This window comes from Haliea sp., from assembly GCF_040222615.1.
Taxonomy (GTDB): domain Bacteria; phylum Pseudomonadota; class Gammaproteobacteria; order Pseudomonadales; family Halieaceae; genus Haliea.
The window spans coordinates 1-16199 of record NZ_JAVKCQ010000024.1; the positions used below are offsets into that span (position 1 = coordinate 1).

Here is a 16199-nt window from a genome sequence, read left to right on the forward strand (position 1 = left end):
CTTGGAGAACAGGTGGTGGTGGGCGGTCTCGACCCTGGCATCGCGGTTCAGCGCATCCAGCCAGGGGCCGGCAGCATTCACCAGCGCTTTCGCCGCCACGGTAAAGGTCTCTCCGCTAATGGCGTCCCGGGCCTCCACCAGCCAGCGCCCCTGCTCCCGGCGCATGGCCGTGGCGGCGACGTAGTTGGCGGCCACGCAGCCGTAGTCCAGGGCCTTGCGCACGAAGCCGAAGACGAAGCGGGCGTCGTTGTCGTAGAGGTAGCAGTCGGAGTATTCCAGGCCGCCGGCGGCGTTTTCGGTATTGATCACCGGCTCGGTAGCTTCCAGTTGGCGTGCACTTACATATCGTGGAGGCCTCGTCTTGAAACGCCCCATGATCCAGTACAGGACGCTGCCCAGGAAAATGAACAGCGGCGGCCAGCGGAAGCCCTTCTGGATGGTGGTGAAGAAGCGGATCTCCTTCACCGTGGAGGGATAGGCGCGCATCAGTTCGTTGCGCGAGCGGCACAGCTTGTTGACCAGCAGGAACTCCCAGCTCTCCAGGTACTTGATGCCGCCCCAGGCCAGGTTGGAAGACTGGGAGCTGACCCCGCTGGCGAAGTCCTCCCGTTCAATCAGCGCCACCTTCACGCCGCGCCCGGCCAGGGCCGCGGCGGAGACGGCGCCGTTGATGCCGCCGCCAATAACAAGCACATCGAATTCCTGCCCCGCGAGGCGGGCGAGATTGGTCTGGCGCAGTGTGGTCATGGGGAGGTCAGGCGCTCCGTATGGGTCCCTGATATTGCAGTATGGTCGCATCCATTGTCAGCAGCAGGAAACCTTCAACCTCTGCCTGGGCGATCAGAATGCGATCGAAGGGGCCGCGATGGATCGGGGGTAAATGTGCCAGCGCCAGCGTATGGGCGCTGGTCACAGGGAGTTCTGAATAACCATTCTCGATGAGGCCTCGCCGCAGCAAGTGCGGGTCCACGTGGAAGTCTTCCCGGCCCAGTCCGTTCTTGATCACGACTTCCCAGATGCTGGCGGCGCTGAAGTAAACCCGATGTACGGGGTCCTGGATGAGGTCGCGGGCGTCCTGTGACAGGCGTTCAGGCTCGCTTGCGGCCCACAGGAGGATGTGGGTATCCAGTAGCAGGTTCATAGTTAGCTGGCAAAGAGCTCGCTGATTTCTCCTTCCGCCATGCGGTCGAAATCATCCGGCACCCTCGTCTGGCCCTTGAGAAAGCCGAGCCGCCGCGCACTGCCAGGGTCTGGCGCATCAATCGCCGACACCCGGGCAACTGGTTTGCCAGCCCGGGCGATAATGAACGGCTCTCCCTTGGAGGCCTTGTCCACCAGCTGGGAAAGCCGGGTCTTGGCCTCATGCATATTCACGATTTCCATACCAACCTCGATTAGCTAAGCAAAGTTAGTCTATCAGAGCTTGTGGAGGTGTCAAACCATAGCGACAGCAGGACCCATGCCCGGCCACCACCCGGATTGGACAGGGGCCGTCACGGCGGGTAATACTTCTGCCACGCACAAGGCTAACAACCGATAGGACACGCAACCATGACCGCCACTACCTGGCAGCACATCCAGCTCACCGCCCTCGGGGGCCCGGAGATGCTGCAACTGGTGACCGAGCCCACCCTGCCCGAACCCGGCCCCGGCCAGGTGCGGGTAAAGGTGCTGACGGCGGGCACCGGCTTTACCGACACCATCATCCGCCGGGGCCAGTATCCCGGCGTGAAGGAGAAACCCCCGTTCACCCCGGGCTATGACTGGTTCGGGGTGGTGGATGCCCTCGGCAGCGGCGTAAGCACCCTGCAGCCGGGCGATTGCGTCGCCGACATGCCGGTCATCGGCGGCTACGCCCAGTACTTGTTGGCGGACGCCGGGCGGGTAATACCCTGCCCCGCGGGCCTGAATGCGGCGGAGGCGGTGTGCATGATCCTCTCCTATACCACCGCCTGGCAGATGCTGACCCGCGAGTGCAGCCTCAAGCCCGGTGACAGTATCCTGGTCCACGCCGCCGGGGGCGCGGTGGGCACCGCGCTGCTGGAGCTGGCGCGGGAGCTGGGACTCACGGTGTACGGCACCGCCTCCAGCGGCAAGCACGAACTGGTGCGCGGGTTTGGCGCCACGCCCATCGACTATCACACCACGGATTTCGTCGCCGAGATCAACCGGCTGACCGGCGGCCGCGGGGTGCAGGCGGTGTTCGACACCATAGGCGGCCACAACTGGGCACGCTCCTACCGCTGCGTCGCCAGGGGCGGCAAGCTGGTGGGCTTCGGCGCCCTGCAGGTGACCACCGGGGAGGAATCCGTCGCCGGTCTGTTGTGGGGCTTCGCCAAACTACTGGGGCTCTGGCGCTGCCTGCCGGACGGGCGCCAGACCGGCTTCTACAACATCCAGTCACGGCGCGAGAAACACCCGGAGGAATTCCGGGAGGATGTGATGACCCTGATGCAGTGGCTCAAGGAGGGGCGGCTGCACCCGGCGGTAGCCGAGCTGCGGCCGCTGGCGGAGGCGGCGGAGGTGCACCGCCTGATCGATGCCGGCGCGGTGCCGGGCAAGATCGTGCTGGATTGCCAGGCTTAGGTCGCGGCGCCGGTTTCGATCACCACCTTGCCGTGGGTACGCCTGGGCTCCTTCAGGTAGCGGCAGGCGTCGATATACCCTTCCAGCGGATACACACGGTCGATGGTGGGTGATATTTCGCCTGCAGCCAGGGCCCTGTTCACCCAGGCGATGCCCTTGGCGCACATCTCGTCGTCTTCGATGTAATTAAACACCGAGTAGGCCTGGAACAGCGCATTGGACTGGAACAGTGCGGCGTAGGGGATTTGCGGGAAGTCCTTGTCCAGCATGCCGTAGAAAAAGATCCGCGCATTCTTCGCCAGGGCGCCGACGTACTGGTTCATCAGCCCGCCGCCAATCGAGTCGTAGGCCGCATCGATACCGCGGCCACCGGTCAGAGCTTTCAGCTCATCCGCGAAGCCGTCATTGGCGGCGCCGGTGACGATAACATGGTCGGCACCCGCCTCCATGAGGTAGTCCCGGTTGTACTCGTAGCGGGTGGTACCAATCATCGTGGCGCCGCACTTGCGCCCGATCTCCAGGGCGGCAGTGCCCGCGGTGCTGGTTGCGGCGGTAACGAGGATCACTCGCCCGGGCGCCGCCTGGGCCAGCTCCACCACCGGGTAGTAGGCGGTGAGATACTGCATCCAGATGGAGGCACTTTCGACCGCACTCAGATTCGCGGGCGCCGGGGTCAGGTAGCGCGCGCTGACAATGAGTGATTCGGCACTGGCACCGCGATTGTCGTAGAAGTGTGGCAGGGTGCTGTAGCGCGCACCGATTTCAATGTCGTCGACCCCCGGGCCTGTCGCCTCGACGATGCCGGCGGCTTCCATGCCAATCCGCGCAGGAAAACTGGAGAAGCTGTAGGAGTAGCGGTCTTCCATCAGGTCCATGTCGCCCCAGTTGAGGGCGAAGGCTTCGATGCGTAACCGGACCTCGCCCGGACCGGGTTCGGCATCGGGGAACTGTTCCAGGCGCAGCCCTTCGAAACCGCTGTAGTCGTTCATTACCCAGGCTTTATGCATAGGTTTTATCTCCCGTGAATGGCAAGGCTATGCGGCGGTGATTGAGCAACAGGAAAATCGCCGCCGACGCCAGAATGGCATCAATGGATGAGACGCCGGTGATTGCCAGCAGCTCGTTCTGCACCCCAAAACCGAAGCCGGTGGCGAGCGCCCAGGCGAGCACCGCCCGCCACTGCGTGATTCGCGGCTGCGCAGGGCTGGCGTCGGCTGCCGGCGCCTTAAGCGACCGCCTCAATAGCAGCGCTTCCACCAGATAGATGGCACCCACGGGCGGAATGGTTATGCCCAGCAGCACCAGGAAGTTCACCAGGTAGGTCTGTGCATCCACCAACGCCAGCAAGGTGCCCAACACGCCAATGGTGACTACCACTTTCCAGTAGGTCGCCCGCCGGATCACCGTGGACATGGACAGGCTGGAGGAGTACAGGCACAGCACATTCGATGACCAGGCTCCCAGGAACAGCAGGGTGAAGGCGGGCAGGCCGACGCCCATGGCCAGCAGCAGGCCGCGCAGGTCGACCTGGCTGAGCGCGGAGCCGGGAATGGCGGCGAGGAACATGACGGTGGGAAAACACAGCCCCAGCGCAACAAAGGCCGCGCCCACCGCGTGGCGCGCGTTGCGGGCGAAGCGGCTGTAGTCAGGCTGGATAATCACCCCGGCAATATAGGAGCCCACCACGGCGGAGACCGCGGCGGAGAAGCTCATCGGCGTGGCACCTTCGACCGGTCGATTCCAGTGCGGCACCTGGTCCACGCTGCCGAGGGCCGCATACACAACCAGCAGCAGCATGGCCGGGGTCATCCACAGCGCAATCCTGTCGATGCCGCGAAACCCGGTGATGGTCACCACCACGATCGCCGCACTGCTGGCGACGATGTAGACCGGGACCGGCAGCTCCCAGCCGTACAACCGGGAAAAGACGAAATCCGACAGTGATCCCAGGGTGTTGCTGATCACCGCAAACCAGCCGATCAACGACAGTGCAATCACCGTATTGACCAGCTGGGCGCCCGCACCACCAAAGGCCTGCGCGCAGAGCTGGTAGGTGGTGAGCCGGGTAGTGGCGCCCACATGGGAGGTCAGCGAGCCCATGACCGCGAGAATCAGGCAGCCGGCGACAAAGGCCCAGGCCGCACGCTGCAGGCCCAGGGATCCGCCGATCTGCGCGGACACCAGGAACACGGCCATGCCGATGGTGCCGCCGATGATCACCAGCGCGATATGCACCCCCGACAGCGTTTCCCCCGCACTCACCCCCGGTGCGGCCATGACTACAGGTCCACCGCCTCCGCGTCGACCCCGTAGACCGCGCTGGCATGCTCGGGGGAGATGAAGCCGTCGAGCAGGTCCTCGCGCACCTGGCGGGGGTCCCGCTCCCGCGGATTACCGTAGCCTCCACCGCCGCCGGTCATGGACTTGATCACCGTGCCGGGAGGCATCTTGATGTCGTTGGCCTTGAGTCGCTCCAGCGCTTCCTGGCCGGGACGCTGGATCAGGACCTTGGGCGGCGCGCCGGAGCCACCGTCAAACAGGCCCCAGGCCGGTGTATCGAAACGTTCGAACCAGAGCCAGAGCGAGGCGTCGGACTCCACCAGGTACTCCCGGTAGGTGCCGTTGCCGCCGCGATACTTGCCGGCGCCGCCGGAATCCTGGCGAATGCCGTAGCTGAGAATCCGCAGCGGATACTTGCTCTCGAAAATCTCGATCGGCAGATCCTTGAAACTGCCGTTGACGTTGTTGATCAGGGAGTTGGCGCCATCCCCGCCGTTGAAGGCGCCCCAGCCACCGGTGGTGGGCTCAATCATGAGGAAGAAGTCATCGTCGTTGCGCGGGTCCTGCCCGGCGATGGTGATGACCATGGAATCGCCGTAGTGGGCGCCCGCGGCCTTGTCCGGCAGCACCGGGGCCAGCGCTTTCACGATCAGGTCGATCAGCAGGCCCAGCGGGGTGAAATACCAGCCGCAGGGGGCCGGCTCCTGGGCGTGGAAGATCGAGCGCGGCGGCGCCAGCACATCCAGCGCGCGAAACGAGCCACCGTTGGGCGACACCTCGGAACAGATCAGCAGCTTGTAGGCTACGCGCGCCGCGGCCACGGTCTGGGTCAGCCCGCAGTTGACCGGGCCGGCGGCCTGGGGTGCCGATCCGGCGAGGTCGACGGTCATGCCATCGCCCTCGATGCGCACCGTCAGCTTCACACCCAGCGGCCCGTTGCCCAGCCCGTCGTCGTCGATGGTGCCCTCCGCGCTGTACTCGCCATCGGGGAGGGCGACAATGGCCTCGCGCTCCTTGGCTTCGGTCTGCTTGTAGATTTCATCGCGGGCTGCGCAAATGGTTTCGGTGCCGAAGCGGTCATACAGCGCCTGCAGCCGTTGCTCACCGGTGCGACCAGCGGCAATCTGCGCGTTGAGATCGCCGATAGTGGCATCGCCGAAGCGGCTGTTGAGGCGCAGCAGCTCAATGACGTCATGCCGCGGCTTGCCGGCATCGTAGAGCCGGGTCGGGCCCCAGCGGGTGCCTTCCTGGTAGATTTCGTGGGAGTCCACCGGGGTGCCCGGATCCTTGGCCCCCACATCCAGCCAGTGCGCGCGCGAGGCGGCGAAACCCACGCGGGTGCCGCGCCAGAAGATCGGCATGATGATGGTGGAATCGTTCAGGTGGGTGCCGGTCATGTAGGAGTCGTTCATATAGAACACGTCCCCTTCCTGGAAATAGTCCCAGCCATAGCGCTCGGCCATGATCTTGACGCAGATCTCCAGGTTGCCCAGGAACAGCGGCAACCCCAGGGACTGGCCCAGGACTTCACCGTTCTCGTCAATCAGCGCCACCGAGCAGTCCTTGCCCTCGTAGATCACCGGAGTGAACGCGCTGCGAATCAGGGTCGCGTTCATGTCGCTGGCGATGGAAATGAAGGCATTGCGGATGATTTCCGTGGTAATCGGATCTACCTGGCTCATGCTGCGGTTCCTCGCGTCAGTATCAGGTTGCTCTCCTCGTCGACTCGCAGCTGCCAGCCATCGGGCAGCACCGTCGTCGCGCTCTGTTCCTCGACGATCGCCGGGCCGGTGGCCTGGTAGCCGACCGGCAGACGGTCGCGCCGCAGCACCTGCGTGGCCAGGGTTTCACCGCGAAAGACCGCCTCGCGCTGACCGATCACGGCATCGCTGCCATCACCGGTGACCTGGTGTGGATGCTCGTCGTACTTGCTGATTGCGCCGATCGCCGCCAGCCGCAGATTGACGAATTCAATCGGCGCTTCGGGGCTGGAGTGGCCGTGACGCTGCTTGTGGGCATCGTGAAACCGCGCGCTGAGAGCGGCGATATCCAGCGCGTCGGGCAAGGGTATGTTGATGGTGTATTCCTGGCCCGAGTAACGCATGTCCGCGGAGCGCAGAAAGGAAATGCGGTCGGCGGGAATACCTTCCTGCATGACGGCTTCCCGGCCCTCGGTTTCCAGTTCGGCAAACAGGCCCTGCAGCTCCTCTGGCGCCACTGCCGCGGCGGGCCGGAAGAAGCTCAGGGTGAGATCGTGGCGCAGATCAGTCTGCAGCATGCCCCAGGCGGAGAACGTACCCGGGAAACGCGGAATCAGCACCTCGCGGATATCGAGTTCCTCCGCCAGGAACACTGCCGCCATTGGCCCGGCGCCGCCGAATGCCACCAGGGTGAAATCGCGCGGGTCCACACCCTCGCTGACGGTGATGGTACGCATGGCATCGGCCATGGCCGCGTTGGAAATTGCCAGAATGCCCTCGGCAAAGGCCACCGGCTGCATTCCCGCCCGCTCTGCCAATGACTCGATTGCCGCGCTGGTGGCCGCGCCATCCAGCGACATCTCGCCGCTGAGCAGGGACCTGGCGCCAAGACGCCCGAGGTAGAGGTTGGCGTCGGTTACTGTAGGCTCCGTGCCGCCGTTGCCGTAACAGGCGGGACCGGGCACGGAACCGGCGCTGCGGGGGCCTACCCGGACAGCGTCATTGTCCAGCCAGGCCACTGAGCCGCCGCCGGTGCCGATGGTCTGGATATCGACGATCGACATCAGCAGGGGCAGGCCCTCCAGCTCGGTCTCCAGGGTGGTGCTGGCCTCGCCATCGACCACCAGGCTGAGGTCAAAGGAGGTGCCGCCCATGTCGACGCACAGCAGGTTGGGACGCCTGGCGCGCTTGGCGAGCGAGGCGCCGGCAATAGTACCGCCCACCGGGCCGGAGAGCAGGGTGAACACAGGCTTTTCGCGCGCGGTGTCGGCCGTGGTGACGCCGCCGCTGGACTGCATGATATGCACGCCCGAGCGCATGCCGCGCTCCAGCAATTGCTCCTGCAGGCTGAGCAGGTAGCGCTCGACCACCGGCGCCACGTAGGCGTTCATGACCGCCGAGGAAGCGCGCTCGTATTCGCGCCATTCCCGCGCCACGTCGTGGGAGAGGGAGATGGACACCCCCGGCAACGCCGCCTTGAGGATTTCGCGGGCACGCACTTCATGCGCGGGATAGGCGTAGCTGTGGAGCAGGCACACGGCCACCGCGTTAATGTTTTCCGCCTTGACCTTGTCGATGATCGGCTGGAAATCGGCCTCGTTCAGTGGCTCGATTTCCCTGCCGTCCCAGGCCAGGCGACCGCGAACCTCGTGCACATCCCGGCGTGGCACCAGCTGCGCCGGCTTGCTGTAGCGCAGGTCGTAGAGCGCATCGCGATTGCCGCGGGCAATGACGTAGCTGTCGCCGGCACCTGCGGTGGCAACCAGCAGGACACGTTCGCCGCGCCGCTCCAGAAAAGCATTGAGCCCGACGGTAGTGCCGTGCACGAAGTATTCGATGTCGGCCAGATCCGGCACCACATCCTTGATGCCGTTGATCACACCCAGCGCAGGGTTCTCCCGCGTCGTGGGCACCTTGTTGACAAAGACCGGGCCATCCGATGGTTCGATCACGATGTCGGTGAAAGTACCACCGATGTCAGCTGAAACATGATATTTGGTCATAATTAGAAGTTATACCTGAGTCGAAGGTTCCAGATTTTTCCCGGCGCCCGGGCGGAGAACCCCCCCGCCACCCACTCCGAGTTGTATTCCTCGTCCAGCGCGTTCTGTACCTGCCAGATCACTGACCACTTGTCATCCGTATCGGTGACCCCCAGACGAAGACTGAGGAAATCCAGCGGATCGCGCTCAGTTGAATTCTGCACATCCCAGTACTGGGCACCGCGGCGCTCGTAGTCCACCCGGGCAAACAGGTTCAAGTTGGCAAAATTCAGCGGCACCTCATACTGGGCGCCGATGTTGGTCGTGGTGTCGGCAATATAGGGCGCATCGTTGCCTTCCACGGTCGGATCCACCAGGTACTCCTTGATCTCACTGTCGGTGTAGCCCACGGAGGCGTAGAGATCGAGGTTCTCGGTCGCCCGCAGGTTCAACTCCAGTTCCCCGCCGTACAGCTGCACTTCATCGACATTGGTGAGGATCTGGGCACTGATGGCGCCGATAAAGGAGAAGAATTGCTGCCCTTCCACTTTGGTGGCAAAGCCCGCCCCGATCAGGCGCAGGCGATCGTTGAAGTAGAGGCCCTTGTAGCCCACTTCAAAGGACTCGGACTCCTCCTGGTCCACCACGTCATTGATGCCGACCAGGCCGACGGAGGCCGCCACGTCGGAAATCCCGTTCTGGTTGAACTGGCCGCTGCGGAAGCCCCGACCCCAGGTTGCGTACCAGTTGTGCTGGTCCGACGGCTGGTAGCGCAGGGTGATCTTCGGCTGCACCATGTCGAAGGTTTCCTTGTTGCGTGCTCCTGGCACACCGGCGGGAAACTGCAGGGGCGAGACGTCCTGTACCCGCTCTTCTTCGTCGTAGCGCAGCGCCAGCGACAGCTCGAAATCTGTGCCGATGTCAACACTGGCCTGACCGAACACCGCCATCGCGGTGTTGCTGTTGTCATCGGCCAGGAACGATGTGGTGGGATTGCGCGGGTCCGTCGTCGGCTCGCGCTCCAGGCGCAGGATCCCGGCGCCGGTGTCCACCCCGGTGGACAGGGACACAAAGCGGTCCCACTCCAGATAATACGTACCCACTTCCCAGCGCACCGGCTGGTCGTCAGGTGAGCGGAAGCGGAACTCCTGGCTCCAGGCGTCGATCTCGAAGAATCCGGTCTGGGTGCCGTCAAAGCCGAACAAGCCCGGCGCGCTCATCGCCGCGGTGTAGGGGAACTGGTCCGAGTCAGACCATTCCTCCAGATCGGTATAGCTGGTGGTGGAGATAAACGTTCCCAGTTCGGTAATCCAGTCCACCTTGAGGGCGAAGTCGTTCATGTCCCGCTCGCCGTAGTCGACGTTGTTGTCCCGGACAGGCAGGACGTTGTTGGCGTCGATCGGCCCGGTGTCGGTGCCGAAGGCAATGGCGGTGATGCCATCCGGCGCCAGGTCCACGGCCTGGTACTGGAAACCGATGCCGCGGCCCTTGTGGCGGGCGATGTTCGCACGCAGGTCAAAGGACAGATTCGCCGTTGGCTCATAGATCAGACGCCCCCGCAGAGTGCTGTCCTCGAAGCGGTCAGCTTCTTCGTTGCGGGTGATATTGGTCAGGTAGCCGTCGCGATCAATGTGCTTGCCGGACACCTGGGCGAACAACTGGTTTTCGATCAGCGCGCCACCGTAGGAACCCTCGACCATGTACTCGTCCCCGGCGCCTGCGCCGGCACTAACGTAACCCTCGGCCTCATTGGTGGGGCGCCGGGTATTGATGATGATCGCGCCTCCCGTGGCGTTGCGGCCGTAGATCGCGCCCTGGGGACCTTTCACCACCTCGACACTTTCGACATCGAACAGCTCCTGCCGGAACTGGATACCGCTGAACTGCAGAACGCCATCAATGATGGTGGCCACCGGCGCCTCGCCGTTGCGCACCTGGGTCAGGCCGCGAATACTGAGAAAGCTGGTGCCGATGCCCTGCGAGGTCGCGAGGGTCACGTTCGGCGTCAGGGCGATGAAATCTTCCATGCGCTGCACATTGGCATCCTGGAGTGCTTGCGCCGTGAAAGCAGTCACCGCGTAGGGCGCCTCCTGGAGGCTTTCGTCGCGACGCCGCGCCGTCACCGTCACTTCCTCCAGCACCATTGCGCCGGCCGGCTTGTCGGCCTGGGCCAGCGCCAGCGGGGCGACTGGCAATGCAGCCAGCAGCGCCAGCGTACCCGTCAAACCATTGCTCGAAATTGTCTTCATCTATCCCTCTCCCCGGATTCCATGCCCGAAACGTATAGCCCACAACAGGCGGTTGGCACAGCGGCCTGCAAGCTTCCACAGGAAAACCACTGCCATTAAAAATGGGTTAAAAATTTAAGTATGTCAATAATTTTTGACAAAATGTTTCCGTCGGGTACACTCCTCACATAACGTTTGAGGGGATCCAGTGTGGAGAAGAAAAAGAAATCGATGATGAAGCGGTCGCTGGGCGGCCTGCTCAAGGCGAGGCGCCTGGAGCAGAAGCTCACCCTGCAGGAGCTGGCCGAGAAGGCGGAGCTGTCCGCCGCCTTCCTGTCCCAGGCGGAACGCGGCAAGGCCACACCGTCCATCGTTTCCCTGATCAACATTGCCCGCGCCCTGGGCACGGACATCCACTATTTCATCTCTCCGCCGGTGCCCGCAGAACTCGTCAGCAAGGCCAGCGACCCGCAGTACCTGAACATTGACTCCCCCATCACCTATCGGGTGCTGAACGCCTCCATCCCAAACCAGCAGATGAGTGCACTGCTGATGGATATCCCCCCCGGCGTGGAATTGCCGACGGTCCACCGGGATGAAGGCGAGGATATCTTCTACATCATCAAGGGCAGGGTGGAGCAAATGATCGACGACAAGGTGTTCAGTCTGCAGGCGGGAGACTGTGTGCACATGAACACCCAGCTCGGCCACAATATCGTCAACAAGAGCAGGGGTACGGCGACGATTCTCTGGGTCGGTACGCCGGTCCTCCTGCCCGCCGGTTAACTGGAACCACCATGGCATTTCTGGACGTCGCGACCGAACTGGGCAGCTTCAGCGTTATGCTGCGACCGGATGCGGCGCCGGTGACCTGCGACTACTTCGCGAGGCTTGCCCGCAGCGGGGCATTTCGCGACGGCAGCATCTTTCGCATTGTCTCGGCCAGCAAGCACGGTGGCGTCGAGGCGAGCCCGATTGACGTGGTGCAGGTCGGTACGCCGGCCGGGATGGATGAGCAACGGTCCCGCATCCGGCATGAGCATACCGGGCTGACCGGCCTGCAGCATGAGCGTTGGATGGTATCCACCGCCCGGTTTGAACCGGGTGAGGTTTACGGCAGCTTCTTTATCTGCCTGCAACGCGAGCCGGCTCTCGATTTCGGCGGCAACAGGCACGCGGACGGTCAGGGCTTCGCAGCTTTCGGCAGCGTGGTCAGTGGTCACGAGGTGATTGAGCAGGCGCACATCCGGGCCGAGGAGCATCCCTGCCTGAGCACCCGAATCGCGGTCGCCAACATCCTTTACCGGGACTGATACCTCGGGCCGCAACGTACGCTGTTGCCTGGCGCTCTCCCGCAGGCCACCGGAGCTTGCTGTCAGCCCTGCTCTCGCTCCCGCGCCAGGATATCGGCGATGGGCACCGGCTTGACCGGCGAGCGAGCGCTGAATGGGCCCACCTCGGCTTCACTGATGTCACCGTGCCGGGCCAGCAGCCGGGTCACAAAATAGCCGCAGTAGCGGCCCTGGCACAGCCCCATGCCGGTGCGCGAGCGCAGCTTGGCGGAGTTGGCGGTAGCGATCGAACTGTGCTCCTGCAACAAGTCGCCGAACTGGCCGACGCTGATCCCCTGGCATTTGCACAGGGTGGTGCTGTCAGTCAGCAGCTGCTCGAAAACACGCCAGGGCGGCAGTGAGATCTGCGCCAGCACAGCGGCAAACTCCCGCAGGCTGGCGAGCCGGCGGCGGACCGGAGCGGCCATCTTTTCCGCCCGGGCGGCGTCGAGTACGCCCTGGTCCAGCAGTACTGCCAGCGCCGCCAGTTCACCCTCTTCCCTGGCAACGTCCGCCCCGGCCACACCCGTGGTTTCGCCGGCTGCGTAGAGCCCGGCAACGGAACTGCGCTGCCAGCCATCGACATCCACTATCCAGCCGCCGCGTTCCGCGGACCAGCTGACGGCGGCCCCCGCCTGGCGCGGCAGCTCGGAGGCGACAAGGAAGGAATAGCAGACGCCGAGGTGATCGCAGGCTATCTCCTCCCGGGTTTGCTGCGGCTCGAACACCCCGTCCCGCAGCCTGGCCACGCGCACCGCCGCCAGCTGCCGCTCGCCCTCCGCCGCCACCACGGTGCTGCCGAAGCGCACCGGAATCCCGGCTCGCCACAGCCGCCACATGACCCCGCCGATATGCAGCAGCTTGCTCAGGTGACGAAGCATCAGCAGCGGCCGCTTGCGCACGCCCAGCATCGCGCCAAGGGGCTGCGCGAACAGTACCGCGGCTACCTCGCCACCGCCCCGGTGGATCTGGTCCGCGACAATCAGCTGCAGGGGATGGCTGCCCGCGAGCACGAATCGCTTCCCGGGCACCAGCTGCTGGCTCTTGACCATGGCCTGCAGGCCACCGGTGGCCATGACGCCGGGCAGGTTCCAGCCCGGGAACGGCACCGCCAGGTCGTGACAGCCCGCGGCGACCAGCACACTGCGCGCAGCCAGTTCTCTGGTGCCCTCGGGACCGTGCAACCACAGACGCTGGCTCGTCGGGTCGTGAGGATCACGGTCGAGGAAGCCCAGCACCGTGGTCTGCCAGCACCACTCGATGCGGCTGTCCTGCTGCGCCCGTTGCAGCAACTGCTGTTGGCGACGGTACACCCGGTCGCGCAGCCAGTTGCGCACCCGGATTGCGGCCGGTGGTTGCCGCAGGATCTGGCCACCCGCCTGCTGCTGCTCATCGATCACCACCACCCGCAGACCGTGTGCAACCGCGGTCAGCGCCGCCGCCATCCCGGCGGGGCCTGCGCCCACGATGGCGAGGTCCACCGGCCTCACAGGGTCTCCTGCAGGCATTTGCCGGTACGCACTCGCATCCCTTCACTGACCGGTGTCATGCAGGCACGGCGCCAGCGGGGCTCCCGCTCCTCGCCCGCTACGCTGATCGCAACCAGGCACTCGAAGCAGCTGCCCATATTGCAGAACAGGCTGCGGGGCTCGCCTTCGCGGGTGGTGTAGCAGTGTTCCCTGCCCGCAAGCAGCAGCGCGGCGGCGACGGTTTCGCCCGGATGAACGCTGACGGCGACGCCGTCGATCTCGATCTGCAGGGACGGCTGGCGCTCCACGCCGGCCTCGATACGGTGTGCCATCAGTGACCGGCCTCGCGCATGAACATGTTGATATGGCTGAATCGCGCCGGCGAAAACGGGGCTATCGGGTAGGCGGTCTCGCCGGCGGCGATCAACTGGCTGATCAACTCGGCGTAGGTCGGGCCAAAGGTAAACCCGGAGCCGCCCGCGGCAACGAAATAGCGCGGCAGCTGGGGAACTTCACCCAGCAGGGGCAGCTGATCGGCGGTGACGCCGGTGACACCGGTCCAGGTGCGCAGCAGATGCAGCTCGCGCAGGGCCGGCACCACTTCCGCCGCCGTGGCGAGATTGCCGCAGACCGAGCGGTACAGGGGCCGCGCAGCCGCAGAGCCCGTACCTGTCAGCTCGGGTAGCCGGGCGGACCAGCCGCCACCGATGAGCAGATTGCCCTCGCGCACCTGCTTCATCGACAGCCGCCTGCCCACGTGCTGTACCAGATGCCCGACCAGCGGTGGCGCCTCCTCGGTGACATTCATCGTCAGGCCCACCGGAAAGATGGGCAGGTGCACCCCCGCCAGGCGCCCCACATCGGCGGCCCAGGCGCCGGCCGCGTTGAGGATGGCATCGCAGCGGTAGTCCGCGCGGCCACCGTGCTCGGCGTCACCGGCGACGGAGGCAACGGTTTCCAGCGCCCATTCGTGGCGCAGGCGCTGTACGCTGCGGACCCGCGTGCCGGTGTGAAAAACCGCACCCAGCCGCTGCGCGGCACGCGCATAGGCCAGGGTGAGATAGCGGGGATTGCAGTGGCCCTCGTCGGCGCAGTACAGCGCGCCCTGTACCCGTTCGTCGAGATAGGGCGCGCGGGCGCGCAACTCGCTGCGGGACAGCAGCTCCAGCTCCATGCCGTGCCGGGTTTCAAATTCGTATTTCTGTTGCAGCCGCTGCAGCTGGTCGGCGGTCTCCGCCACCATGATGCCGCCGTGCATCACCAGTTCCAGATCCTCTCCCAGCAGCGTCTCCAGCCCCCGCCACTGCTCGATGGCGCGGCGGGTAAACGGGACGAGGTGGGCAATGTGGTCCTGCAGCTGCTCCTGGTATTCCAGCAGACGGTACTCCAGCTGGAAGTGCAGGGAGCCGGCGTTGCGGCCGGAGGCTCCGCCATTGAGGGCATCGCTTTCCAGCACGATAACCCGCTTGCCCAGCCTGGTCAGGTAGAAGGCCGCGGCGCAGCCGATCAGGCCCCCTCCAATTATCGCCACATCACAGCTGTGCAACCTTGCTCCCCGCTTTTCAGCCTCGGTCAGTGTGCCGGCCCTAATCCTGCACCGTGCGTCCCAGCGCCACCAGCGTCGCGCGGATCTGGCTGGCGCCCTCGGCATCCAGCGGCTGCAGGGGCAGACGCGGAAAGCCCCCGTGCAGTCCCTGCTGGTTCAGGGCTTCCTTGAAGATTGCCTGGGAAGAACCGAACTTGCCGGTCAGGTCCGGGTTGAACCAGCTTTTCATTATAGTGTAATCGCGGGCCGCGTATTCCAGGGCCCGGGCTTCGTTGCCCGCCCACAGCTCGTTGAAGAAATCCGGCTGTTCGTGGCCCAGCACGGCCCCGGCGCCCATGGTACCGTCTGCATCGTGCTGCATGACCATGGTCGCGCCGGTCTCGTTCATGGGAATTCCAAATACTCTCACCTCGCGGCGCAGGCGGAAAAAGACATCGAGGAAACGGCGCAGGTCCGGGGTTGAGTTCTTGATCGCGACTACCTGCTTCAACTGCGCCAGCGCCACCAGCAGGTCCGGCGACATGTCCACGTGGGTACCAGGAGGCCAGTTGTAGACACAGATGGGCATCCTGATCGCCGCGTCCACGGAGCGGTAAAACGCCAGAATATCGGTCTCGGAGGGCACCATGTAGGGTGGCGGCGTCAGCAGGACACCGTCGAAACCGGCCTTTTCCGCCAGTTCCACCTGAGTCAGGACATCGGCCAGGGTATAGCCGCTGCAGCCCGCTATCAGCGGTATGCGACCCTGTACCCGCCCGGCGACTTCCGCCAGTAAAACCGCCTTCTCTTCCAGATTCAGCGTAAACCACTCTCCCTGTGTCCCCGCCACCACCAGGCCGTGCATGCCCTCTGCGAGCAGCCAGTCGACGTGCTTGCGCAGCGCCTCGACGTCGAGCTCGCCGCTGCGGCTGAAGGGGGTTGTCATGGCCGGTATATAGCCGCGCCAGTTCACCGAATCTCTGTTCATAAATTCCTCTACATTTTCCCAGCCGCAGGGTTATCGTTCCCCGATCGACTGCTTATTTTACTGCCCCCCACGGGCAATTTATGTTTTAGTTCGTTGTCTTAACCGCAAAC

Annotated in this window: 15 protein-coding genes; 3 read left to right on the top strand and 12 right to left on the bottom strand. The window is 64.5% G+C overall.

What is annotated here, in order from left to right:
* The 3 genes from RJQ10_RS02355 to RJQ10_RS02365 form a co-directional block, all read right to left on the bottom strand.
* Nucleotides 1–747, bottom strand: a 747-nt coding sequence (locus RJQ10_RS02355) for an FAD-dependent oxidoreductase (RefSeq protein ID WP_350143246.1), incomplete at its 3' end; no start/stop codon positions are given.
* Nucleotides 748–754: 7 nt separating this feature from the next.
* Entirely contained in the window at nucleotides 755–1141 is a 387-nt protein-coding gene (locus tag RJQ10_RS02360; RefSeq protein ID WP_350143248.1) for a type II toxin-antitoxin system VapC family toxin, read from the bottom strand.
* 2 nt (nucleotides 1142–1143) lie between these two features.
* Nucleotides 1144–1383 (bottom strand): type II toxin-antitoxin system Phd/YefM family antitoxin, encoded by a 240-nt coding sequence (locus tag RJQ10_RS02365; RefSeq protein WP_350143250.1) that lies wholly within the window; start codon nucleotides 1381–1383, stop codon nucleotides 1144–1146.
* 168 nt (nucleotides 1384–1551) lie between these two features.
* On the opposite strand from RJQ10_RS02365, the gene RJQ10_RS02370 reads away from it, so the two are divergent.
* Nucleotides 1552–2586 carry a medium chain dehydrogenase/reductase family protein gene (locus tag RJQ10_RS02370; protein ID WP_350143252.1) on the top strand — a complete coding sequence of 345 codons (1035 nt, stop codon included), beginning with the start codon at nucleotides 1552–1554 and terminating at the stop codon, nucleotides 2584–2586.
* Here RJQ10_RS02370 and RJQ10_RS02375 read toward each other — a convergent pair.
* Genes RJQ10_RS02375 through RJQ10_RS02395 form a run of 5 tightly spaced genes read right to left on the bottom strand, consistent with a single transcriptional unit; the run spans nucleotide 2583 to nucleotide 10797 of the window.
* A complete protein-coding gene (locus tag RJQ10_RS02375; protein ID WP_350143254.1) occupies nucleotides 2583–3593 on the bottom strand; it encodes a zinc-binding dehydrogenase in 1011 nt (336 codons plus the stop codon). The genes RJQ10_RS02370 and RJQ10_RS02375 overlap by 4 nt on opposite strands.
* Nucleotides 3586–4863 (bottom strand): cytosine permease, encoded by a 1278-nt coding sequence (locus RJQ10_RS02380; RefSeq protein ID WP_350143256.1) that lies wholly within the window; start codon nucleotides 4861–4863, stop codon nucleotides 3586–3588. The genes RJQ10_RS02375 and RJQ10_RS02380 overlap by 8 nt, the downstream gene beginning before the upstream one ends.
* A 2-nt stretch (nucleotides 4864–4865) precedes the next feature.
* A complete protein-coding gene (locus tag RJQ10_RS02385; protein WP_350143258.1) occupies nucleotides 4866–6548 on the bottom strand; it encodes a hydantoinase B/oxoprolinase family protein in 1683 nt (560 codons plus the stop codon).
* Entirely contained in the window at nucleotides 6545–8569 is a 2025-nt protein-coding gene (locus tag RJQ10_RS02390; protein ID WP_350143260.1) for a hydantoinase/oxoprolinase family protein, read from the bottom strand. The genes RJQ10_RS02385 and RJQ10_RS02390 overlap by 4 nt, the downstream gene beginning before the upstream one ends.
* 2 nt (nucleotides 8570–8571) lie before the next feature.
* Nucleotides 8572–10797, bottom strand: a complete 2226-nt coding sequence (locus RJQ10_RS02395; protein ID WP_350143262.1) for a TonB-dependent receptor — start codon at nucleotides 10795–10797, stop codon at nucleotides 8572–8574.
* 189 nt (nucleotides 10798–10986) lie between these two features.
* Here RJQ10_RS02395 and RJQ10_RS02400 point away from each other — a divergent pair, with 189 nt between their 5' ends.
* A complete protein-coding gene (locus RJQ10_RS02400) occupies nucleotides 10987–11562 on the top strand; it encodes a helix-turn-helix domain-containing protein (protein ID WP_350143264.1) in 576 nt (191 codons plus the stop codon).
* An 11-nt stretch (nucleotides 11563–11573) separates the two neighbouring features.
* Nucleotides 11574–12089, top strand: a complete 516-nt coding sequence (locus tag RJQ10_RS02405) for a peptidylprolyl isomerase (protein ID WP_350143266.1) — start codon at nucleotides 11574–11576, stop codon at nucleotides 12087–12089.
* A 62-nt stretch (nucleotides 12090–12151) separates the two neighbouring features.
* Here the strand turns inward: RJQ10_RS02405 and RJQ10_RS02410 are convergent, their stop codons facing one another.
* Genes RJQ10_RS02410 through RJQ10_RS02425 form a run of 4 tightly spaced genes read right to left on the bottom strand, consistent with a single transcriptional unit; the run spans nucleotide 12152 to nucleotide 16089 of the window.
* Nucleotides 12152–13597 carry an FAD-dependent oxidoreductase gene (locus tag RJQ10_RS02410; RefSeq protein WP_350143268.1) on the bottom strand — a complete coding sequence of 482 codons (1446 nt, stop codon included), beginning with the start codon at nucleotides 13595–13597 and terminating at the stop codon, nucleotides 12152–12154.
* Entirely contained in the window at nucleotides 13594–13908 is a 315-nt protein-coding gene (locus tag RJQ10_RS02415; protein ID WP_350143270.1) for a (2Fe-2S)-binding protein, read from the bottom strand. Before RJQ10_RS02415 ends, RJQ10_RS02410 begins: the two co-directional genes overlap by 4 nt.
* On the bottom strand, nucleotides 13908–15107 hold the full coding sequence (locus tag RJQ10_RS02420; protein ID WP_350143272.1) for an NAD(P)/FAD-dependent oxidoreductase: 1200 nt from the start codon (nucleotides 15105–15107) through the stop codon (nucleotides 13908–13910). The genes RJQ10_RS02415 and RJQ10_RS02420 overlap by 1 nt, the downstream gene beginning before the upstream one ends.
* 55 nt (nucleotides 15108–15162) lie before the next feature.
* Complete coding sequence (locus RJQ10_RS02425) at nucleotides 15163–16089, bottom strand: dihydrodipicolinate synthase family protein (protein ID WP_350143274.1); 927 nt, start codon at nucleotides 16087–16089, stop codon at nucleotides 15163–15165.
* Nucleotides 16090–16199: the final 110 nt, after the last annotated feature.